This is a genomic window from Nonomuraea sp. NPDC048916 (genome assembly GCF_040649575.1).
Lineage (GTDB): Bacteria > Actinomycetota > Actinomycetes > Streptosporangiales > Streptosporangiaceae > Nonomuraea.
The window spans coordinates 111582-130656 of the sequence record NZ_JBEZFS010000015.1; the positions used below are offsets into that span (position 1 = coordinate 111582).

Genomic DNA, 19075 nt, shown 5'->3' on the forward strand with positions numbered 1-19075 from the left:
GCCGATGGCGGCCCGCCCGCGCCGGACCAGGATCGATGGCATGAGGCGAATCATGGCGAGCGCGGTTCTGGTCGCGCTGGGGATGGCGGGCGGGTGCGGGCTGGACACCGAGGAGGTGCACGCCGGCCGGACCTTTCAGTATTCCGGCGACCGGCTCACCATCGTGTCCTCATTGGGCGGGCTGCGCGTCATGCCGGGCACCGGTGCGGAGGTGCGGGTGGACCGGTGGGTCAAGGGCAAGGCGGCCCGCGAGGGCAATACGTCCTGGTCGCTCAAGGACGGCACGCTGCGGCTGAGCGCCGACTGCACCATGATCTTCGGTGACTGCGGCGCCCGCTACCACGTCAGGGTGCCGCCTGGAACCCGGCTGGTGGTGGAGGGCGGCGACGACGGCGTGATCCTCGACGACCTGACCCAGGACGTGGACGTGTCGGCCTCCGGGCCGATCAGGGCGTACGGCACGTCGGGCAGGTTGCGCCTGCAGGGCGACGACAGTGTGATCGCGGGCGACCGGCTCAGGTCGCCGAGCGTCCGGGCGCGGACCGGCGGCGGAGCGATCAACCTCACGTTCGCCGTAGGGCCGTCCGAGGTGGACGCGGTGTCCCACGATGGACGGGTCACCACGACGGTCCCGAACGGCGCCTACCGGGTCACGGCCGAGAGCACGCATGGCAGGGTGTGGTCGCAGCTCAAGAACAGCAAGGGCGACCACACCGTCATCGCGAAAAGCACCTCCGGCGATGTCCGGATAATCGCGAAATGACCTGATATCGCGACACGAATGCCGCACTCCCCGTTTCCATCGGCAATAGCCGCTACGCGGAGCGACAAAGCGCGCTTCACCCTGAATGCGCTAACGAAGAGGGGCAGTTTGCTCCACCGGCATCGCCTTCGCGAGGAGTAAAGCGATGTCGTCGCGTTTGTCGGCCGGACGCTGGGCCTTGACGATCAAATCGCAGATCCGCTCGATCTCCCGGGGCGGACCGGTCAGCAGTGAGCACAGGTCGGCGATGCCGTCACCGATGCTCCGGTCGCGACTTTCCACCAGCCCGTCGGTGTAGAGGGCGAGCATGCCGCCGGCGGGCATGGTGGCCTCGCAGATCTCCAGGCGCTCGCCGCCGACTCCGAGGGGCGGGCCCGGCACGACCGGCACGGTCTCGGCCAGGCCGCTCGGCTCGACCAGCACCGGCGGCACGTGCCCGGCGCTGGCGATCGCGAGGGCACCGGTCGCCTGGTCGTACGTCGCGTAGACGCAGGTCGCGAGCTGGTCGGAGTCGAGATGCTGGGCGACGCGGTTCAGCCGGAACAGCAGCTCGCCCGGGTCCAGATCGAGGCTGGCCAGGGTCTGCGTGGCGGTCCGCAGCTGGCCCATCGTCGCCGCGGCCCGGATGCCGTGCCCCATGACATCGCCGACGACGAGCGCCGTACGGTCGTCCGAGAGCGGGATCACGTCGAACCAGTCGCCGCCCACGTGCGCCAGATCGCCGGCGGGCAGGTAGCGGTAGCCGATCTCCAGGCCAGGAGACTTCTGCAGGCCGGTCGGGAGCAGGGCGCTCTGCAAGGTGAGCGCCGTGCGCCGCTCACGGCCGTAGAGCCGGGCGTTGTCGATGCAGATCGCGGTGCGCGCCGCGAGCTCCTCCGCGAGCGCGATGTCGCCGTCCTGGAACGGCTCGCTGGTCGCCCGCCGCACCAGCACGAAGAACCCGAGCACGTTGCCGCGGGCGACCAGCGGCGTGACGAGGAAGGAACACCCGGGCAGCAGCCGGGCGATGATCGGGCGGCCGAACGCCTGCGCGTTCTCGTCGCCGACGACCTGTTCCAGCCTCGGCACCAGCACGGTCTTGGCGGTGGCCATGGCCTGCCCCTGCGGCAGCAACGGCGGGTAGACCGCGACCTCGCCGACGGGGAACGCGGTGTTCCAGTCCCACGGATTGTCGACCGCCACCGCGGTGGCCACGCGCCGGACCAGGGCGGAGCCGTCCTTGGGGCGGACGGGGAACTCCCCCTCGGTGATGAGCCGTTCCTGGACCATGATCCCGCCGGTGTCGGCGAACCTCGGCACGGCGACGTCCAGGACCTCACGGCAGGTCTGGGCCAGGTCAAGAGTGCTGCCGATGCGCGTGCTCGCGTCATTGAGGAACGCGAGCCGCTCCTGCGAGGAGGCGGCGGCACTCATCCGTAACTCGATACGACTGCGAGGGTCCTTGATCAGGAAACCAGGATTCACCGGACGTCGTCCTCCCGTTGGCTACAAACACCGCTCATCGAGCCACAAGAAGACTCGCGATAAGGTGAAATTACCGCTCCATCGCTTATATCCATAGCGAAATCGGAGCCGCCCACCGGTGCCGCAGTAGTACGACTCCCGCGCCCTCAAGGAATGGGCCAGTCGCCTCGGATCAGTACGTGCCGGCGCGCACACACCGGGAAGCAGACGAGCAGGCGTTGCTGGACGTGCGAACACCGCGTGTGGTGGCGCGGCCGCGCTACCCGGATTCGCACCGGCCGGAACAGACCGCCGGGGTCATCGGCGGCCACGACGGCACGTGGGTAACCTTCGGCGAAGAGCAGCCGCTACGCCGGTGGCGCCTGCCTGATATCAGCGGCTAGACATCGGGAAGTCGGTTCCAAGTCAGACACAAGAGCCGTCCCCCACCATTGCCGGCTGTGAGCGGAAATTTCAGGAAACGGTTTATCAAGATCGCCGCAACCGCGGCGGTCGTCATGGCGGTGGCGCTACCCGCGCCCCCGGCGGCGGCTGACGGCGCCCCCGATGAGCGGCCCGATGTGCCCGTCGGCACCTGGCTGGCCGCGCGGACCCAGCCGGCGGTCCAGCTGACCAGCCTCACGTACACCGCCACGGTCGCCGTGCCGACCAGCACGATCAACGACGCCGCGTTCAACCGGCTCGTCGAGCAGGCCACCGCCACCGTGCTGTCCGGCAAGATCTCCTCGGACGAGCGCAGCATCGCCAAGTGGATCTTCCAGCGGATCGCGGCCGACGTGGACACCTACGTCACCGCGACCACCCCCGAGCGTACGGTCGAGGCCGAGGTCGGCGGCCTGTGCACCGGCTGGTGGGTCACCCCCGACGGGTACATGGTCACCGGAGCGCACTGCGTCCAGGTCGGCGAGACCGAGCTCAGCCAGTTGTTCGCGCAGCAGGCGCTGGCCAAGTTCAACAAGCAGGACGCCAAGGAGATCATCAGCGGCCTGCGGGGCATCGAGGCCGACGAGGAGATCGTCAAGCTCGCGCAGCAGATCTACGTCACGTTCAACACCGGTCACATGAAGCTCCGCAACCTGCAGCAGAGCCTGTCGGTGATCCAGAGCCTGCCCGGCGGTGGCGTGGACAAGACCGCCAAGCCGGTCCCGGCGGAGCTGGTGTCGGTCGGCGAGAGCTACCCCGGCAAGGACTTCGCGCTGCTCAAGGTCAACGGCCAGCAGAACCTGCCGACCGTGCCGCTCGGCGACGACGCCGACGTGCGCACCGGAGACACGCTCTACATCAGCGGCTTCCCGGGCCTGGTCACCAACACGGCGTTCTTCAGCCTGGAGTCCCGGCTGGAACCGGCGTTGACCGAGGGCCCGTACAACGCCAAGCGCACCACGCAGACCGGCGTGCCGTACATCCAGACCCAGGCGCCCTCCTACCACGGCAACTCCGGCGGCCCGGTGTTCAGCAGGGACGGCAAGGTCATCGGCATGCTGATCGCCGGCACGGTGAGCGAGGGCGGCGAGGCCTCGGAGAGCGAGAGCTTCGTCCTGCCGGTGAGCATCATCAAGGAGAAGCTCGGCGAGAAGAACATCAAGCCCGCCCAGGCCGCCACGACGACCAGGTACAACGAGGCGCTCAACGACTTCTTCCGGCACTACTACGCGGACGCGCTGCCGAAGTTCCGCGAGGTCCAGGCGTTGTTCCCGAACCACCCGTACGTGGCCAAGCACATCAGCGACTCGCAGCAGGCGATCTCCGCGGGCAAGGACGAATCACCCAAGCCGATCCTGATGTGGGTGCTGATCGGGGCCGGCGTGCTGCTCGCCGTCGTGATCGTCGTGGTCGTGGTCATGCTCCTCCGCCGTCGCGGGCGTCGCCGCCCCGAGCCGCCCTTCGCCCCGCCCGGCGGCGGGTACGGCGCGGTGCCGCCGCATCCGTGGCAGCAGCTCCCGGCGGGGCAGGCCCAGCTTCCGCCTCCGGGGCAACCGGCGCACCCCGCGCAGGGGCCGTACGGGCAGGGAGGCTCGGATGGGTACGGCCCCGGCGGGTACGGCCCCAACGGGTACGGCGCCCCACCGTATGGATCGGCCCCGCACAACGGCCATGTCCCGTACGGAGCCGGCCCGCACTCACCCCCCTGGAACCCGCAGGGCCAGGCCCAGCCGCCCGGGTGGGACCAGACCCGCGCCGTCCGCTACGGCGAGTTCGCTCCCCCGCCGGAGGACAACTCCCGCTAGATCTCCGAACCCGGAACGGCAGACCACCGAACTCCTGACGCCACGCGAAAATCACGCGATCCCCGCGGAACCCTCCGCATCGAGATCGCGTGCTTTCGCACGCCTGCCCGGGAAGTGCTGGAAGGATGGTTGCCGTGACTCCGGCCGTGGAGCTTCGTCGTGCACTGGCGGATATCGCAGGTTCTCCCGTCGGAACGGGCACCGGCTACTCGACCTCGCTCATGTGCCATCGTCTGGGCGAGAGCTCCGTGACCTCGGTCGAGTACGACTCTGTGATCGCGGCTCGCGCGAAGACGGCCATCAGCCAGGCCGGGTACACGCCCACCCTTGTGAGGGGAGACGGGCTGAACGGATACAAGGCGAACGCCCCTTACGACCGGATCATCGCCACCTGCTCAGTTCGCATCATCCCTTACCCATGGCTGGAGCAAGGCCGTACAGAAGGGACGATCACCGCCCCGATGATGGGCTGGACGGTCCATCAATCACGGACGGTGAGGCCCATGGAGCGGGCCGTGCCGGCGACGATCTTCTCAGCCTGATCCAGGTCGGCGGTGTTGAGGTCGGGGAGCTTGGCCTGGGCGACCTCGCGGAGCTGGGCACGGGTGATCCAACCGCCGCTCTGGTGGCCTGGACGCGGGCTGCCGCCGTCGAGCCCGGCGATGCGGCGGATCAGCGAGGCGGTGGTCGGCTGCTTGGTGACGACCTCGAACGACCTGTCCTCGTAGACCGTGATGACCGCGGGGATCACGAACCCGCGCCGGTCCTGAGTCTGCGCGTTGTACTGCCGGCAGAACTCCATGAGGTTGATACCGAGCGGGCCGAGGTCCTTGCCGACGTTCGCCGGGCCCGCCTCACCGGCCTGAATGTGCAGGGTGACGACCCTGGCTACCTTGTTCTTCGCCATGCCGGATACGCTAAAGTCTCCCGTTACTGGAGACTCAAGGGAATTATGAGCTACACGATCGGCCGCCTGGCGAAGCTGACCGGTCTGCCGGTGAAGACGATCCGCTTCTACTCAGACTCGGGCGTGCTACCCGAGCGCGAGCGCACTCCCTCCGGTTACCGGATCTATGGCGATGAGGATCGGGCGCAGCTGGAGCTGATCCGCACGCTCAGGGAGATCGGGGTCGACCTGGCCACGATCCGCTCGCTCGGCGACCGCCGGCTGAGGAACGTACTCGATCTTCACCTCAGGGCGGTCGAGACGCAGCTCAAGTCACTCCAGCGGACCAGGGCGGTGCTCAGGGCAACGCTGGCCCGCGATGGCGATCCCGCCGAGGAGGATCTGCGCAGACTTCACGCGCTCGGCCGGCTCGGCGCGGCCGAGATGGAGATCCTGCTCGACGAGTTCGTCGACGAGGTCGGCGGCGACATCGAGGCTCGGCACGAGTGGCTGACCCACCTGCGCGATGCCATGCTTCCCGAACTGCCCGAGGAGCCGACCGTCGCACAGCTCGACGCATGGCTGGAACTGGCCGAGCTGCTCGCCGACGAGGACTATCGCGACAGCCTGCGCCGCCAGAGCAGGGACTTCTGGGAGGAGGAAAGGGATTTCGACGCCTGGCACGAGATCAACGCCCAGGTCATGCGGGAGGCGCTGACCGCTACGCAGGCGGGCATCGAACCAGGCTCACCCGAATCCGAGCCGATTCTCGAGCGGATCCTGGCGGTCATGGGGCAGAGCCGCGAGGAGCTGCTGCGCTCGTTCGACGAGCACGACCCGCGGGCGGCCAGGCTGTGGGAGCTGGTGTCGATCATCCAGGACACGCCCTGGCCGTCGGAGCCCACGATCGCGTACGGCTGGATCGAAGACACCTTGCGTCACTTGCCGAGTACGTAAGGCCGCCGGCGTGCGGCACGGCCTCTCGCGCTACCGGGCGCGCCCCGCGAGAAGGCTCTCCCACAGCCGGCTTGCCTCAGCGGCACGAAGCCAAGGGCTCTCGCTGGCCCGGTTGCCGCCGGATGACCTCACCGTCCGGCGAATGTGGACCAGACCCGCCGCAAGCACAGCTCGTACACCGTCACCATGCACTCGTACGTGTGGCTCCGTGGCGGGCCACGTGCGGGGCGTGGAGTTCCCTTCACCAACATGGCGACCTCCAAGGCCGATCGTGTCGTCAAGCTCCCTTGACACGGGACGCCGCCGAACCACGTGAACTCGTGGGCGCGAGCCGCCGCAGGCTGTTCAGCGGGACGGCGTGGCCGGGCAGGGATGCAGGACATGCCGGTTCGGGCAGCAGATCACGCCGATCGTGACGAAACGGCCACCGTGCAGCCATTCGCCCCACTGCACGTCCACGCCACGCGGCAGCAGGTCACGCGCGCCGAGCAGCCGGTCCTCAAGCGGGATCCCCTCGGGCAGGAGCAGCGCCTCGCGCACCTTGCCGTACTCGCCCGCCATCCAGCCCGCCGCCTGCTCCACCTGGTGAAACGTCGCCGCGATGCGCGACGCCGGCTTGACCAGCCAGTCGCCGGTCCGCATCGGCGGCAGCAGCGACGCGGGGAAGTCGGGAGAGGCCGGTCGGCGCTCGGCCTCGTTGCCCCGATCGGCGCCGGCGCCGATCCACTGGTAGGCGTGCCAATGCATGGTGAGGCGCTCCCGTAGAGTGCTGGGGGCGGCGGCCCCTGTCTGCTTCGATCAGGCAGGGACCGCCGTTTCTCGGGTGATGCCTAGATCGTGGTCAACCCGGCGGCGCGAAGCTCGTCACCGGTGAACCGGAGTGTCCCGGCGTCCGGGTTCTTCGAGTCACTCAGGGCGTACGCGTCCTCCACGCCAGGAATCGGAGCGATCAGGACACAACTCTCCATGTCCTCCTCCTGCTGATTACCGCCGCACAACCTCCTGAACGACACCTCGCCAAGGTGGCTGCCGTACAGATCCATCACGCGATCTCCTTTCCTCTGGCCCCTTTTGGACTTCCGATATGGCCTCAGTGATGTCGAGGTAACCGAGTGTCACGATGCAACGTTAGACGAACCTATTCCCACCTGTCTAGGACTAGTCTAGACGCGACCTGTACTATTTGGTCTATGTATGTAAGTCGATGACGGTCTATGGTCCGCCTGTGATGTTGCCTGACAAGCCCTGGACTGCCGACGACTGGAACCCCGAGTTCTACCGCTACGAGCAGATAGCCGACTGGATAACGGAACGCATCCAAGCCAGTGCCTACCCGCCGCGTACCGTGCTGTCTGAAGTGCAACTCCAGGGCTATTTCGGTGTCGGCCGTGACACCATCCGCAAGGCGTTCGCTATTCTCCGCGACCGCGGGCTGATCATCACCAAGCCCGGCAGAGGATCCGTTGTCCGCCGGGGCGACCTCGCGGACTGAGGGTCCCGTTCCAGCTCCGCACGTGCCCCGCTGATCACGGCGGAGCATGGCCGGAACGGTTGGTACGTTCCACGGTGGATCGCCGGGAATTGCTAGCTTCGGCAGGTGCGGAGCATGTTGAGCAGGGCCACCTTCTCCTTGCGGGTCACGAAGAGCCGGTAGTGGTGTTTCACGGTGATCCATGAGGTCGCGTACTGGCACCAGTAGGCGCGGCGTTGCGGGCGCCAGCTCTGCGGGCCCTGGCCGCCCTTGGCGATGTTGGCGGAGTGGCTGACGGTGAGGAGTTCGGGGCGGGTGAGGTCGTTGGCGAAGGCACGCCGCTTGGCCTGGCTCCATCGCTTGGCGCCCGAGCGCCAGGCGTAGGCGAGCGGCACCACGTGGTCGACGTCCACGTGCTTCTCGCTCCTCAGCCACTTGCCGTCGTACGGGCTGTACCAGAGCCCCTTGACCGGGTGGCAGGCCGCGTTGCGGCGGACGCGCCGCCCGTCGCGGGCCAGGACCGTCTCTCGCGCGTCACAGTTGCCCTTGTGGTGCGCCCATCGGGGCTGGAACCGCTTGCGGCTGTAGCCGCGGATGGATAAGGGCCTGGCGACCTTGAGCTGGGCCAGCCTGAGCCGGGCGAGGGCCGCAGCCTCGGCCTGTGATCGCTTGCGCGGTTCGGCCGCCGCCTGCGGGGTGGTGAAGACGGCGGTGATCGGGAGGACCACGAGAGTGAGTACGGCGACGTGGACTGCCCGCCTCAGGAAGATCATGGTTTCGCCTATACCCAGCGACATCCCCGCTCACGACGGCGACATCCAGGCCGCGAAAGCCTCCGGCGGTGGAAGCGGCGCTCGCCTCGGACACGAAACCCGGCGGTGTGAACGATCATCCGCCGGGTTTCCGCACGTCAGCCGGTTACTTGAGGAGCTGGCGGGCCATGACCATGCGCTGGATCTGGTTGGTGCCCTCGTAGATCTGGGTGATCTCCGACCCGCGATGCGATCACCTGGGCAAACAGCTCGATCGTGCGGCTGAGCAGCAGCTGCGCCTGCGGACGTCTCGCATCACTTCTCGCTGGTTCCGGTGCTCCCAAGGAACAGCGACGGAACAAGGGAGGGCACCGAGGCGGTCTGCGCAGATGCTTGGTGAGCTCCTGCTTGCAAACGGGAGCTAGGTATCACCTGAAGTCGGCGTTGCCCAGCTCAGAGAGCAGTTCGCGACTGGCAGGGTGTGATCGTGTAAGACCTCGTTGCCGTACTTCTCTGCTGTACGCGCTGACCACACGGCAGGACGCAGACAACTGATCCGCATCCTGGTCCGCGGGGTGGCGCACCTGCTGTACTCCACTTGAATCGTGATCAATGCGTATGCCTCGCGAGACAGCCGGATCAGAAGCTTACGGTGTGGTTCTTCCCTGAGCTTCGTACCCCACCGTTACCAGCGGCGACGCACGTCAGGGCGGAGACGGGCCATGAGCACAAGCCCGGGGTTACACCTTCGCTATCACGCGAACCTCCTTCGACATAACCCACTCATCGCGTGCGACCTCGTGTCGCACCATCGCCAAATACGCCACCAAAGCCGCCGAATGCGTCGGCACCCTCGACCGCCGCATCAACCCCCTCGACAACCTCGACGCCTTCAACCTGCGCGACCACGCCCGCCGCCTCATCACCACCTGCCTCGAACTGGGCTCAATCCGCGAGATGGCCGAACTCCGTCTCACCGAGTGGGCCCACATGCTCGGCTTCCGCGGCCACTTCTCCACCCGCTCCCGCCACTACGGCCCCACCCTCGGCGACCTTCGCGCCGCCCGCGAACAGCACGCCCGCGACGAGGAGATCACCACCGGCCGCCTGCCCCTCTTCGACGAGGACACCGTCCTGGTGATCAGCGAATGGGAGTACGCAGGCAAGGGCCACTCAGCCGGCGACCTACTCCTCGCCGCCGCCATCAGCGGTGGGTGCCTATGAACACCCTCGCCAAGCTCTGGACCGTGGAGGACGTAGCCACCTTCCTCGGTGTCCCGGTCGCGACGCTCTACCAATGGCGACACCAGCGCACAGGCCCGAGAGGCCACAAGATCGGTCGTCACCTGCGATACCTCCCCGAGGACGTCATGTCCTGGGTCCAGGACCAGGAGTAGGCCATGGCCTTCGTCAAGGACCTGTGGACCAAGAGCATCCGGACGCCAGACGGCAGGTCGCAGAAGGTCAAGACCGCCCGGCACGGCAGGGGCAAACGTTGGCTCGCCGTCTGGGTGGACCCCGACGGCAACGAGCGCTCGACCGCGGACGACCGCAAGGCCGACGCCGAGCGCAAGATCGCCACCATGGGCGCCGACATCGCCCGTGGCGACTACATCGACCCGAACGCCGGCAAGATGCTCTTCGGCGACCTCGCCGAGCGCTGGCTCGCCTCCCGCCTCGTCGACCCATCGACCAAGATCCGATACGAGTACATCCACCGCCTCCACGTAGCGCCGACCTTCGCCAAGCGGCAGGTGAAGAGCATCAAGCCATCACAGATCCAGGCGTGGATCAGTAACCTGAGCAGCCGTTTCGAGACCTCGACCGTACAGACGGCCTTCCTGGTCCTCCAGGGCATCCTCGACCTCGCTGTGGCCGACGAGGCGATCAAGCGCAATCCCGCCAAGTCGCCGATCGTCCAGGTGCCGAAGCGCGCCACTGAAGAGATCACAGCGTGGTCGGACGAACGGGTCCACGCCCTGATCGACGCCCACCCACCGCTCTTTCGCCTCCTCCCGATGCTGGGCGTCGCATGCGGGCTACGGCAGGGTGAGCTGTTCGGCCTGGCCCTCGAAGACATCGACTTCGAGGAGGGTCTCGTTCGCGTACGAAGGCAGATCAAGAAGCTGGGAGCCGACCACGTCTTCGCCCTGCCGAAGAACGACCGTGAGAGGGTCGTGCCACTGCCTGAGTGGGCCACTGAAGCCATCAAGCGCCCACTGACCTGCTCCCTGCCCTGGGAGAAGGTGGACGGCAAGCTACGTACGTACAACCTGCTGTTCCGCTGGACGGACGACCGCTTCATCAAGGCCAGAAGCTACAGCGAAACGGTCTGGAAACCCGCCCTCGTGGCCGTAGGCGTGATCCCGGCACCCAACAAGGACGCCCGCCAGCGGAGCCGCTACGCCACCTCACGCAAGGAAGGGCTACACCAGCTCCGGCACTACTACGCCAGCGTCATGCTTGCCGGTGGCGTCTCGGTCAAAGAACTCGCCGAGTACCTCGGCCACGCCGATCCAGGCTTCACCCTTCGCGTAAACGCCCACATGATGCCCGGATCTCACGACCGCGCCCGCAGAGCGATTGACGACCGCTACCTCCGGCCGTCTGAGGCCGCCACATCAGCGTTGAGGGATCGTCACTGGTCCCGGTAGCGGGCGATCCGCGGAAGCCTGCGAGCCAATTCCTGCCCATCGTCGAAATCCCACCCCTCTCCATGAGGAACGCTGCCGAGCGTCGGAACCAAAGGGAATTCGCCTGAAACGCCGCGAGTGTCTACGGCTTCGTTGAGCCCGTCCGGATTCTGCCCGGTCACCCTTTCATAGGCGTCGTACGCCACGTACGCCAGCGACTCGAACTCGGGTAGCTCTTCCCTCATCTGCTCCGGATCCCTTGGCCGGAGCTTGGTGGAGTCGGCATACGACTCTTCCAACTCCAGCAGGTGGAGCACCTGGGGCAGCTCGATCAGCCGGTCAGGGCAGTCGGAGACAGCCTCAAACGTCTCACGCCCCAGGCCGACCAGCCAGTTCACGAAGTACTCGAAACCATCCAACGAACCCATGCCGAATACGAACCAGTACGCCGCGTACATGTCGATGGTGCAGCCGCGGTTCTGAGTCGTCGTCCACCAGATGTGATAGTCGATGATCTCTTCGACCGGGCGGCGAGAAAGCTCGTCCGCCAACCACGCGACACGCGTTCTCCTCGTGTCCGTCTCGCGTCCGGAACGCTCGATCAGGTCCCAGAACTCATCGACATCCATGCCGCGTGATGCTGGCATCCTTGGGCCGCCATGTAAAGATCACGGAACAGGGACGGAACAGGCGGCGTCCGCTGATCGACTAGCGCTTCGGCGGACCCGGCCCACCCCGCAGGAAGCGCCGGGTTTCCGCATGTCAACGCCTACTTCAGGAGCTGCCGGGCCATCACCATGCGCTGGATCTGGTTGGTGCCCTCGTAGATCTGGGTGATCTTGGCGTCGCGCATCATCCGCTCGACCGGGAAGTCTTGGGTGTAGCCGTAGCCGCCGAGCAGTTGGACGGCGTCGGTCGTGATGTCCATCGCGGCGTCGGAGGCGGCGCACTTGGCCGCGCTGGACAGGAACGTCAGGTCCTTCTGCGGCCGGCCGTGCATGGCCAGCTCGGACTTGGCCGCGGCATGGTAGGTCAGCTGGCGGGCCGCCTCCAGCTTCATCGCCATGTCGGCCAGCATGAACTGCACGCCCTGAAAGTCGGCGACCGGCTTGCCGAACTGCCGGCGCTCCTTCACATAGCCCAGCGCGTAGTCCAGCGCGCCCTGCGCGATGCCCAGCGCCTGCGCGGCGATCGTGACACGCGTGTGGTCCAACGTGGCCAGCGCGGTCTTGAAGCCGGTGCCCGGCTCGCCGATCATCCGCCACGCCGGGATCCGCACATCCTGCAGGATCACCTGACGGGTCGGCGAGCCCTTGATGCCCAGCTTGCGCTCCTTGGGCCCGAACGACACCCCCGCGTCGGCCTTCTCCACCACGAACGCCGAGATCCCCCGGGCGCCGGCGGCCGGGTCGGTCACCGCCATCAGCGTGTAGTAGTCCGACACCCCGGCGTTGGTGATCCACATCTTGACGCCGTTGAGCACGAAATGATCCCCGTCGCGCACCGCGCGGGTCTTCATCGCCGCCGCGTCCGAGCCCGCCTCCGGCTCCGACAGCGCGTAGGAGAACATCGCCTCACCCCGTGCCACCGGCTCCAGGTAGCGCTGCTTGACCTCCTCCGACGCCGACAGCAGCAGCGGCACCGTGCCGAGCTTGTTGACCGCCGGGATCAGCGAGGACGACGCGCACGCCCGCGCCACCTCCTCGATCACGATCACCGCGGCCAGCGCGTCCGCGCCCGCCCCGCCGTAGACCTCCGGCACGTGCACCGCGTGCAGATCGGCCGCCACCAGCGCCTTGTAAACCTCCCAGGGAAACTCCCCGGTCTCATCCGCCTCCGCCGCATGCGGGGCGATCTTCTCATCGGCCAGCGCCCTGACCGTCTCCCGGAGCAGATCATGCTCCTCAGCGGGTGCGTAGAGAGGAAAGTCCATACGCAGATACTAGGACGTCCGAGCATCTTGCTACCACTCGGTACGGTTTGCCCAAAACCCCAGGTGGCACAGAAGGGGGTAACGGGGACCGGTAGCATGCCCTGGCGATCGAAAGGAGCTCACTCGTGCCATATCGCCTCACGGTGATCGGGACCGGATATCTGGGCATCACACACGCGGCATGCATGGCGGATCTCGGATTCGACGTCCTGGGCCTCGACATCGACGCCGACAAGATCCGCCGTCTCAGCAACGGTGAGCTGCCGATCCACGAACCCGGCCTCGAAGCCGTGCTGCGCCGCGGCCTCGCCTCCGGCCGCCTGCGCTTCACCACCTCCTACGAGGAGGTCGCCGCGTTCGGCGACGTGCACTTCGTCTGCGTCGGCACCCCGCAGAAGCGCGACGAGTACGCGGCCGACGTCTCCTACATGGACGCCGCGATCGAGTCGCTGGCCCCCCACCTCGACCGCGAGTGCCTGGTGGTCGGCAAGTCGACCGTGCCCGTCGGCACCGCCGGCCGCCTCGCCGAAAAGCTGACCCGGCTCGCCCCGGCCGGCGCCGAGGCCGAGCTGGCCTGGAACCCCGAGTTCCTCCGCGAGGGCTTCGCCGTGCAGGACACCCTCAACCCCGACCGCATCGTGATCGGCACCCGGTCGGAGCGGGCGGAGAAGGTGCTGCGTGAGGTGTACCAGCCGCTGGGCGAGGTGCCGATCGTGGTCACCGACTTCGCCACCGCCGAGCTGGTCAAGACCGCGGCCAACGCCTTCCTGGCCACCAAGATCTCCTTCATCAACGCCATGGCCGAGGTCTGCGAGGCCGCGCACGCCGACGTCAAGCAGCTGTCGGAGGCCCTGTCCTACGACGACCGCATCGGCGGCCGGTTTCTCAACGCCGGGCTCGGATTCGGCGGCGGCTGCCTGCCCAAGGACATCAGGGCGTTCATGGCACGCGCGGGCGAGTTGGGCGCCGACCAGGCGCTGACGTTCCTGCGCGAGGTGGACGCGATCAACATGCGCCGCCGTGCCCGCATGGTCGACCTGGCGCGTGAGCTGGCCGGCGGGTCGTTCCAGGGCTGCACGGTGGGGGTGCTCGGAGCGGCGTTCAAGCCCAACTCCGACGACATCCGCGACTCTCCCGCGCTCGACGTGGCGGTCACCATAGGGCACCAGGGCGGGCAGGTCACGGTCTACGACCCGATCGCGCTGGACAACGCCCGCAAGGCGCACCCCGAGCTCCACTACGGCGGCTCGGCGCTGGAGGCCGTCCGCGGGGCGCACGTCGTGCTGCTGCTCACGGAGTGGCCCGAGTTCGTCGAGCTCGACCCCGAGGAGCTGGGCCAGGCCGTCGCCACGCGCAAGATCGTCGACGGCCGCAACGCGCTCAACGCCGAAACCTGGCGCTCCGCCGGCTGGCACTACCGCGCCCTCGGCCGCCCGTAGTCACGCCCGAACACGGCCGTGGTCACGCGCGAACGGCCGTGGTCAGGCCGGGCCGCGGCTCCGCGCGGAAAGCGGCCGGCGGCCGTAAGCCCGCGTGCCGCGCTTCAGTCCAGGCCCGCCGCCTCGGCGCGGAGCCGCTCGCCCTTGGCGTGGGCCTGGGCTTTCAGGTCCTGCTGGAAGTCCGCCATGCGCTCACGCAGCCCCGTGTCGGAGACCCCCAGGATCCGTACGGCCAGCAGTCCCGCGTTGCGAGCCCCGCCCACCGCCACGGTCGCCACTGGCACCCCGGCCGGCATCTGGACGATCGACAGCAGGGAGTCCATCCCGTCGAGGTACTTGAGCGGCACCGGCACCCCGATGACCGGCAGCGGAGTCACCGAGGCCAGCATTCCGGGCAGGTGCGCCGCGCCCCCCGCCCCGGCGATGATGACCTTGATGCCCCGGGACGCGGCCTGCCGGCCGTACTCGATCATCTCTAGGGGCATCCGGTGCGCCGAGACCACGTCGGCCTCGAACGGCACGCCGAACTCGGCCACGGCCTCGGCCGCCGCCTTCATCACGGGCCAGTCGGAGTCGCTGCCCATCACGATGCCGATGGTCACGCCGCCTCCTCCGCCGCCGGGGCGAAGATCGAGATTGTCACGAGTATTCTCCGGTGGTCAGGTAGACGGCGGCGTGCCGGGCACGGGCGCGTACGGTCTCGAGGTCGTCGCCGACGGCGGTCACGTGGCCGATCTTGCGGCCGGGCCGCACCTCCTTGCCGTAGAAGTGCAGCTTGACGCCCGGGTCGTGGGCCATCACGTGTTCGTAGCGCTTGAACAGGTCGGGGTCGTCGCCGCCGAGCAGGTTGGCCATCACGACGACGGGCGCGGTCATCGCCGGTGAGCCGAGCGGCAGGTCGAGCACGGCTCGCAGGTGCTGCTCGAACTGCGAGGTGTTGGCGCCCTCGATCGTCCAGTGGCCGCTGTTGTGCGGCCGCATGGCCAGCTCGTTGACCACCATCCCACCGGTCGTCTGGAACATCTCCACCGCCAGCAGTCCTGTGACGCCGAGCTCGTGGGCGATCTGCAGCGCGATGCGCTGGGCCTGTGCGGCGTCCTCCGGGTCGAGGCCGGGCGCCGGCGCGAGCACCTCGACGCAGATGCCGTCGCGCTGCACGGTCTCCACGACCGGATAGCTGACGCCCTGCCCGTGGGGCGAGCGCGCGACCAGCACGGCCAGCTCCCGTTCGAACGGCACGAACGCCTCGGCCAGCAGCGGCATCCCGGACTCGAAGGCGGCCTCGGCGTCGGCGGCCGAGTGGCAGACCCACACGCCGCGGCCGTCGTAGCCGCCCCTGATCGCCTTCAGCACCACCGGCCACCCGTGTTCGGCGGCGAAGCGCGTGACGTCCTCGGCTCCGGACACCCGCGCCCAGGCGGGGCAGGGGGCGCCGAAGGAGGTCAGCCGCTCGCGCATGACCGCCTTGTCCTGGGCGTGGACCAGCGCGTCGGCTCCGGGACGCACCATGATGCCGGCGGCGGCCAGCGCCCTGATGTGCTCGGTCGGCACGTGCTCGTGGTCGAACGTGATCGCGTCGCATCCTTGGGCGAACTCGCGCAGGTCGGCCAGGTCGCGGTAGTCGCCGAGCCGGGTGTCGACGATCACCCTGGCGGCGCTCTCGCCGGCGGCGCCGGCCAGCACCCGCAGCTCGACGCCGAGCGCGATGGCCGGCTGCTGCGTCATCCTGGCCAGCTGACCGGCGCCGACGATGCCCACGACCGGCCCGATGGGGCTGTATGAACTCACGTCAGGCGAGCTTACCGGGGCGGAACGGCGTCTCATCCGTCGCGCCCCTGTTCAGCGGCCCGGCGCCCTCTGCCGAGGGGCCGATCTCACCGGCCTTGCCCCCGTGCTGGATGACGGCCAGTACCCTGGGTAGGTCATGCCCCATATGCACCATGGACAGGAAGGACCGACCAGGAGACGTGGACTTCATAAGGCCCCTCTACCAGCGGTTCTCGGCCCTGCTGCATGAGCTGACCAAGTTCGGCGCCATCGGCGCCCTGGCCTTCGTCGTCGACACGGGCATGTACAACGTGTTCCTTCTGGGGCTCGACATGGGCCCGCTGACGTCGAAAGTCCTGGCCACGATCATCGCGGCCACGTTCGCCTACCTGGGCAACCGGTTCTGGACGTTCAGGCATCGCGAGCAGAGCGGCCTGGGCCGCGAATACTTCCTGTTCTTCCTGCTCAACGGCATCGCCCTGCTGTTCGGGCTGCTGGTGATCGGTTTCACCAAGTACACCCTGCACCTGGACGACCCGCTCAGCCTCAACATCGCCAACATCGTGGGCGTCGGCCTCGGCACGTTGTTCCGCTTCTGGTCGTACAAGAAGTGGGTGTTCCTGGAGGCGACCACGCCCATCCCGGCCGAGCTGCCCGAGGCTGAGATCAGGCAGGACCGCTGACGACGCGGGTCCGCTCGTTCTGCTCGGCGGGACGCAGGAAGATCGCGAACGTGGCGGGGCGGCGGCGGACGAGTTCGAGACGGCCGCCGTCGGCGGCGGCCAGCGCGCGGGCGAGCGTCAGCCCCAGCCCGGTGCCGCCGCCACCGCTGACGTTGCGCTCGAAGACCTTGGGCGCGATCTCGTCGGAGATGCCGGGACCCTCGTCGGCCACCTCGATCACGATGTAGTTGTCGCCGCTCGTCGTCGTGATGGTGACCGTGCCGCCGCCGTGGCGGACGGAGTTTTCCAGCAGTGTGGCGATGACCTGGCCGAATCCGCCCGTGGTGGCCAGTGCTTTCAGCCCTCGGGCGCCCTGGAGCACCAGGCGGCGGCCCACTCCCCGGAAGACCGGCTCCCATTCGATGATCTGCTGGTCGATGACCTCGTCGATGCAGACCGGCTCGGCCTGGGCGTGGCGCTGCCGGCGGGCCGCGGCGAGCAACTCGTCGATCACCGCGGTGAGCCGTTCGGCCTGCACGATGGCGGCCTCGCCCTCCTCGCGGACGACCTCGGGCTCCTCCGAGGCCGCGACGATCTCCTCCAGGCGCATGGTCAACCCGGTCAGCGGGGTGCGCAGCTGGTGGGAGGCGTCGGTGGCGAACTCCCGCTCGCGGGTGAGCAGGTCGGAGATGCGGGTGGCGCTGCGGTCGAGCACCTCTGCCACCCGGTCGAGCTCGGGGATCCCGTAGCGGTGGCGGCTCGGCCGGGCGTCGCCGGAGCCGAGCCGTTCGGCGATCTTCGCCAGGTCCAGCAAGGGCAGCGTGAGGCGGCGTGACTGCACGATGGCCAGCCCCACCGCCACGGCGAGCGCCGCGCCGGCCAGGGCCACGATCAGCAGCAGACGCGCGCGGACGTCCCGCTCGATCTGGGCCCTGTCACGACTGACCCGGACGTAGATGCCGTTCTCGGACTGGGCGTCCTCGGCCATCTGCCGGCCGGACGGCGGCGACGTGCCGACGATGGTCGCCTTGGGAGGGTTTGCGCGTTCGTAGATCTGGATGTAGCGGCCGGGATATTTCTGTTCGAGCTGCTGGGGGTCTAGCGGCGTCTCCTGGATGCGGGCATATTCGACTTCTCCCACCAGACGCGTCGCCTCCGCCCTGAGCTCCTGGGCCGCCTCGTCGACGATCAGGCGGCTGACCACGATGCCCAGGGGGACCCCCAGCAACAGGACCGCGATGACCGCGACGACCAGGGTTGAGGAGAGCAGGCGGCGGCGCATCTCCTACTCGCGTTCGAACCGGAAGCCGACTCCCCGGACGGTGGTGATGTAGCGCGGTTTGGCGGCGTCATCGCCGAGTTTGCGGCGCAACCAGGAGATGTGCATGTCGAGTGTCTTGGTGGAACCCCACCAGTTGGTGTCCCACACCTCGCGCATGATCTGCTCGCGGGTCACCACCTTGCCCGCGTCGCGGACCAGCACCCGGAGCAGGTCGAACTCCTTGGTCGTGAGATGCAACTCCTTCTCTCCCATCCAGGCGCGCCGGGAGTCGGCGTCGATGCGGACGCCCTGCACGACCGGAGTCTCCGACGTGCCGCGCCGCAGCAGCGCGCGTACGCGGGCGAGCAGCTCGGCCAGCCGGAAGGGTTTGGTGACGTAGTCGTCCGCGCCGGCGTCGAGGCCGACGACCGTGTCGACCTCGTCGACGCGGGCGGTGAGTATGAGGACCGGAGTGCCGTGCCCTTCGGCACGGATCCGGCGAGCGACCTCCAAGCCGTCCATTTCTGGCAGGCCGAGGTCGAGAACGATGAGGTCGATGCCCCCCGACAGAGCCCTTTCGAGGGCCTGCGGGCCGTCGGGGCTCACCTCAACCTGATAGCCCTCACGGCGCAGCGCACGCGCGAGTGGCTCGGAAATCGAGGTGTCATCCTCGGCGAGAAGTACGCAGGTCATGAAGCGATCGTAGGACCTTAGGCGATCGTTTCCCGGGTACAGCGCACGGTTTGACTCGTCGTTGACCTATCCATTGACCTGGGCAAACGATGATAAACATCAGTTAGTCCGGCTTAAATTAGCGTGGCCGCCGGGGCGAAAGGCGAAATGCGATCCTGTCGGGACC

At 68.0% G+C, this 19075-nt stretch carries 21 protein-coding genes and 1 pseudogene; 10 read left to right on the forward strand and 12 right to left on the reverse strand.

From position 1 onward, the window contains the following. The first annotated feature begins 40 nt into the window (after nucleotides 1-40). The gene (locus tag AB0C16_RS18560; protein WP_357684347.1) at nucleotides 41-763 is read left to right on the forward strand and encodes a hypothetical protein; all 723 of its coding nucleotides are present in this window, start codon (nucleotides 41-43) and stop codon (nucleotides 761-763) included. 90 nt (nucleotides 764-853) lie between these two features. Here AB0C16_RS18560 and AB0C16_RS18565 read toward each other — a convergent pair whose 3' ends face one another. Beyond that, on the reverse strand, nucleotides 854-2176 hold the full coding sequence (locus AB0C16_RS18565) for a GAF domain-containing SpoIIE family protein phosphatase (protein ID WP_357684349.1): 1323 nt from the start codon (nucleotides 2174-2176) through the stop codon (nucleotides 854-856). 491 nt (nucleotides 2177-2667) lie between these two features. On the opposite strand from AB0C16_RS18565, the gene AB0C16_RS18570 reads away from it, so the two are divergent. Both AB0C16_RS18570 and AB0C16_RS18575 read left to right on the forward strand, forming a co-directional pair. Beyond that, on the forward strand, nucleotides 2668-4455 hold the full coding sequence (locus AB0C16_RS18570) for a trypsin-like peptidase domain-containing protein (protein ID WP_357684351.1): 1788 nt from the start codon (nucleotides 2668-2670) through the stop codon (nucleotides 4453-4455). Nucleotides 4456-4676: 221 nt separating this feature from the next. Continuing rightward, complete coding sequence (locus tag AB0C16_RS18575; protein ID WP_357684453.1) at nucleotides 4677-4997, forward strand: hypothetical protein; 321 nt, start codon at nucleotides 4677-4679, stop codon at nucleotides 4995-4997. On the opposite strand, the gene rplK is transcribed toward AB0C16_RS18575, so the two are convergent. Next, nucleotides 4937-5362 carry a 50S ribosomal protein L11 gene (gene rplK, locus AB0C16_RS18580; protein ID WP_357684353.1) on the reverse strand — a complete coding sequence of 142 codons (426 nt, stop codon included), beginning with the start codon at nucleotides 5360-5362 and terminating at the stop codon, nucleotides 4937-4939. The genes AB0C16_RS18575 and rplK overlap by 61 nt on opposite strands. Nucleotides 5363-5407: 45 nt before the next feature. Here rplK and AB0C16_RS18585 point away from each other — a divergent pair, with 45 nt between their 5' ends. Continuing rightward, on the forward strand, nucleotides 5408-6298 hold the full coding sequence (locus AB0C16_RS18585) for a MerR family transcriptional regulator (RefSeq protein WP_357684354.1): 891 nt from the start codon (nucleotides 5408-5410) through the stop codon (nucleotides 6296-6298). 345 nt (nucleotides 6299-6643) lie between these two features. Here AB0C16_RS18585 and AB0C16_RS18590 read toward each other — a convergent pair whose 3' ends face one another. Together AB0C16_RS18590 and AB0C16_RS18595 are read right to left on the reverse strand one after the other, a co-directional pair. Continuing rightward, nucleotides 6644-7045: a hypothetical protein gene (locus AB0C16_RS18590; RefSeq protein WP_357684356.1), complete on the reverse strand. Its 402-nt coding sequence runs from the start codon at nucleotides 7043-7045 to the stop codon at nucleotides 6644-6646. An 83-nt stretch (nucleotides 7046-7128) separates the two neighbouring features. Beyond that, complete coding sequence (locus tag AB0C16_RS18595; RefSeq protein WP_357684455.1) at nucleotides 7129-7341, reverse strand: DUF397 domain-containing protein; 213 nt, start codon at nucleotides 7339-7341, stop codon at nucleotides 7129-7131. Nucleotides 7342-7526: 185 nt separating this feature from the next. Between AB0C16_RS18595 and AB0C16_RS18600 the strand changes: the two genes are divergently transcribed. Further along, complete coding sequence (locus AB0C16_RS18600) at nucleotides 7527-7790, forward strand: winged helix-turn-helix domain-containing protein (protein ID WP_357684457.1); 264 nt, start codon at nucleotides 7527-7529, stop codon at nucleotides 7788-7790. 92 nt (nucleotides 7791-7882) lie between these two features. On the opposite strand, the gene AB0C16_RS18605 is transcribed toward AB0C16_RS18600, so the two are convergent. Together AB0C16_RS18605 and AB0C16_RS18610 are read right to left on the reverse strand one after the other, a co-directional pair. Further along, nucleotides 7883-8542 carry an HNH endonuclease family protein gene (locus AB0C16_RS18605; protein ID WP_357684358.1) on the reverse strand — a complete coding sequence of 220 codons (660 nt, stop codon included), beginning with the start codon at nucleotides 8540-8542 and terminating at the stop codon, nucleotides 7883-7885. Between the two features lie 145 nt (nucleotides 8543-8687). Further along, nucleotides 8688-8759: pseudogene (locus tag AB0C16_RS18610) on the reverse strand (hypothetical protein); the annotation flags it as partial. A gap of 536 nt (nucleotides 8760-9295) precedes the next feature. Between AB0C16_RS18610 and AB0C16_RS18615 the strand changes: the two are divergent. From AB0C16_RS18615 to AB0C16_RS18625, 3 genes are read left to right on the forward strand one after another with little or no spacing between them, the layout of a single operon-like run. Next, a complete protein-coding gene (locus tag AB0C16_RS18615; RefSeq protein ID WP_357684459.1) occupies nucleotides 9296-9745 on the forward strand; it encodes a replication initiator in 450 nt (149 codons plus the stop codon). Next, nucleotides 9742-9918: a helix-turn-helix domain-containing protein gene (locus AB0C16_RS18620; RefSeq protein WP_357684360.1), complete on the forward strand. Its 177-nt coding sequence runs from the start codon at nucleotides 9742-9744 to the stop codon at nucleotides 9916-9918. The genes AB0C16_RS18615 and AB0C16_RS18620 overlap by 4 nt, the downstream gene beginning before the upstream one ends. Before the next feature lie 3 nt (nucleotides 9919-9921). Beyond that, the gene (locus AB0C16_RS18625) at nucleotides 9922-11175 is read left to right on the forward strand and encodes a site-specific integrase (protein ID WP_357684362.1); all 1254 of its coding nucleotides are present in this window, start codon (nucleotides 9922-9924) and stop codon (nucleotides 11173-11175) included. On the opposite strand, the gene AB0C16_RS18630 is transcribed toward AB0C16_RS18625, so the two are convergent. Together AB0C16_RS18630 and AB0C16_RS18635 are read right to left on the reverse strand one after the other, a co-directional pair. After that, a complete protein-coding gene (locus AB0C16_RS18630) occupies nucleotides 11160-11783 on the reverse strand; it encodes a DUF4240 domain-containing protein (RefSeq protein ID WP_357684364.1) in 624 nt (207 codons plus the stop codon). The two genes, AB0C16_RS18625 and AB0C16_RS18630, sit on opposite strands and share 16 nt — an antisense overlap. 140 nt (nucleotides 11784-11923) lie before the next feature. Further along, nucleotides 11924-13087, reverse strand: coding sequence for an acyl-CoA dehydrogenase family protein (locus AB0C16_RS18635; protein WP_357684366.1), 1164 nt, complete (start codon nucleotides 13085-13087; stop codon nucleotides 11924-11926). A gap of 125 nt (nucleotides 13088-13212) precedes the next feature. On the opposite strand from AB0C16_RS18635, the gene AB0C16_RS18640 reads away from it, so the two are divergent. Further along, a complete protein-coding gene (locus AB0C16_RS18640) occupies nucleotides 13213-14526 on the forward strand; it encodes a UDP-glucose/GDP-mannose dehydrogenase family protein (protein ID WP_357684368.1) in 1314 nt (437 codons plus the stop codon). A gap of 104 nt (nucleotides 14527-14630) precedes the next feature. Here the strand turns inward: AB0C16_RS18640 and purE are convergent, their stop codons facing one another. Continuing rightward, nucleotides 14631-15110 (reverse strand): 5-(carboxyamino)imidazole ribonucleotide mutase, encoded by a 480-nt coding sequence (gene purE / locus AB0C16_RS18645; protein WP_357684461.1) that lies wholly within the window; start codon nucleotides 15108-15110, stop codon nucleotides 14631-14633. Between the two features lie 55 nt (nucleotides 15111-15165). Next, entirely contained in the window at nucleotides 15166-16350 is a 1185-nt protein-coding gene (locus AB0C16_RS18650; protein ID WP_357684370.1) for a 5-(carboxyamino)imidazole ribonucleotide synthase, read from the reverse strand. A gap of 143 nt (nucleotides 16351-16493) precedes the next feature. On the opposite strand from AB0C16_RS18650, the gene AB0C16_RS18655 reads away from it, so the two are divergent. After that, entirely contained in the window at nucleotides 16494-16976 is a 483-nt protein-coding gene (locus AB0C16_RS18655; protein WP_357684372.1) for a GtrA family protein, read from the forward strand. On the opposite strand, the gene AB0C16_RS18660 is transcribed toward AB0C16_RS18655, so the two are convergent. Both AB0C16_RS18660 and AB0C16_RS18665 read right to left on the reverse strand, forming a co-directional pair. Beyond that, on the reverse strand, nucleotides 16960-18237 hold the full coding sequence (locus tag AB0C16_RS18660; protein WP_357684373.1) for an ATP-binding protein: 1278 nt from the start codon (nucleotides 18235-18237) through the stop codon (nucleotides 16960-16962). The genes AB0C16_RS18655 and AB0C16_RS18660 overlap by 17 nt on opposite strands. A 3-nt stretch (nucleotides 18238-18240) precedes the next feature. Further along, nucleotides 18241-18909 carry a response regulator transcription factor gene (locus tag AB0C16_RS18665; RefSeq protein ID WP_043620820.1) on the reverse strand — a complete coding sequence of 223 codons (669 nt, stop codon included), beginning with the start codon at nucleotides 18907-18909 and terminating at the stop codon, nucleotides 18241-18243. Nucleotides 18910-19075 lie beyond the last annotated feature (166 nt).

Bases quoted from the DNA above. Each gene is read 5' to 3' on its own strand.
- AB0C16_RS18560 (WP_357684347.1), top strand. From the start codon at position 41: ATGAGGCGAATCATGGCGAGCGCGGTTCTGGTCGCGCTGGGGATGGCG.
- AB0C16_RS18565 (WP_357684349.1), bottom strand. From the start codon at position 2,176: ATGAGTGCCGCCGCCTCCTCGCAGGAGCGGCTCGCGTTCCTCAATGAC.
- AB0C16_RS18575 (WP_357684453.1), top strand. From the start codon at position 4,677: ATGTGCCATCGTCTGGGCGAGAGCTCCGTGACCTCGGTCGAGTACGAC.
- rplK (WP_357684353.1), bottom strand. From the start codon at position 5,362: ATGGCGAAGAACAAGGTAGCCAGGGTCGTCACCCTGCACATTCAGGCC.
- AB0C16_RS18585 (WP_357684354.1), top strand. From the start codon at position 5,408: ATGAGCTACACGATCGGCCGCCTGGCGAAGCTGACCGGTCTGCCGGTG.
- AB0C16_RS18590 (WP_357684356.1), bottom strand. From the start codon at position 7,045: ATGCATTGGCACGCCTACCAGTGGATCGGCGCCGGCGCCGATCGGGGC.
- AB0C16_RS18595 (WP_357684455.1), bottom strand. From the start codon at position 7,341: ATGGATCTGTACGGCAGCCACCTTGGCGAGGTGTCGTTCAGGAGGTTG.
- AB0C16_RS18600 (WP_357684457.1), top strand. From the start codon at position 7,527: ATGTTGCCTGACAAGCCCTGGACTGCCGACGACTGGAACCCCGAGTTC.
- AB0C16_RS18605 (WP_357684358.1), bottom strand. From the start codon at position 8,542: ATGATCTTCCTGAGGCGGGCAGTCCACGTCGCCGTACTCACTCTCGTG.
- AB0C16_RS18620 (WP_357684360.1), top strand. From the start codon at position 9,742: ATGAACACCCTCGCCAAGCTCTGGACCGTGGAGGACGTAGCCACCTTC.
- AB0C16_RS18625 (WP_357684362.1), top strand. From the start codon at position 9,922: ATGGCCTTCGTCAAGGACCTGTGGACCAAGAGCATCCGGACGCCAGAC.
- AB0C16_RS18630 (WP_357684364.1), bottom strand. From the start codon at position 11,783: ATGGATGTCGATGAGTTCTGGGACCTGATCGAGCGTTCCGGACGCGAG.
- AB0C16_RS18635 (WP_357684366.1), bottom strand. From the start codon at position 13,087: ATGGACTTTCCTCTCTACGCACCCGCTGAGGAGCATGATCTGCTCCGG.
- purE (WP_357684461.1), bottom strand. From the start codon at position 15,110: ATGGGCAGCGACTCCGACTGGCCCGTGATGAAGGCGGCGGCCGAGGCC.
- AB0C16_RS18650 (WP_357684370.1), bottom strand. From the start codon at position 16,350: ATGAGACGCCGTTCCGCCCCGGTAAGCTCGCCTGACGTGAGTTCATAC.
- AB0C16_RS18660 (WP_357684373.1), bottom strand. From the start codon at position 18,237: ATGCGCCGCCGCCTGCTCTCCTCAACCCTGGTCGTCGCGGTCATCGCG.
- AB0C16_RS18665 (WP_043620820.1), bottom strand. From the start codon at position 18,909: ATGACCTGCGTACTTCTCGCCGAGGATGACACCTCGATTTCCGAGCCA.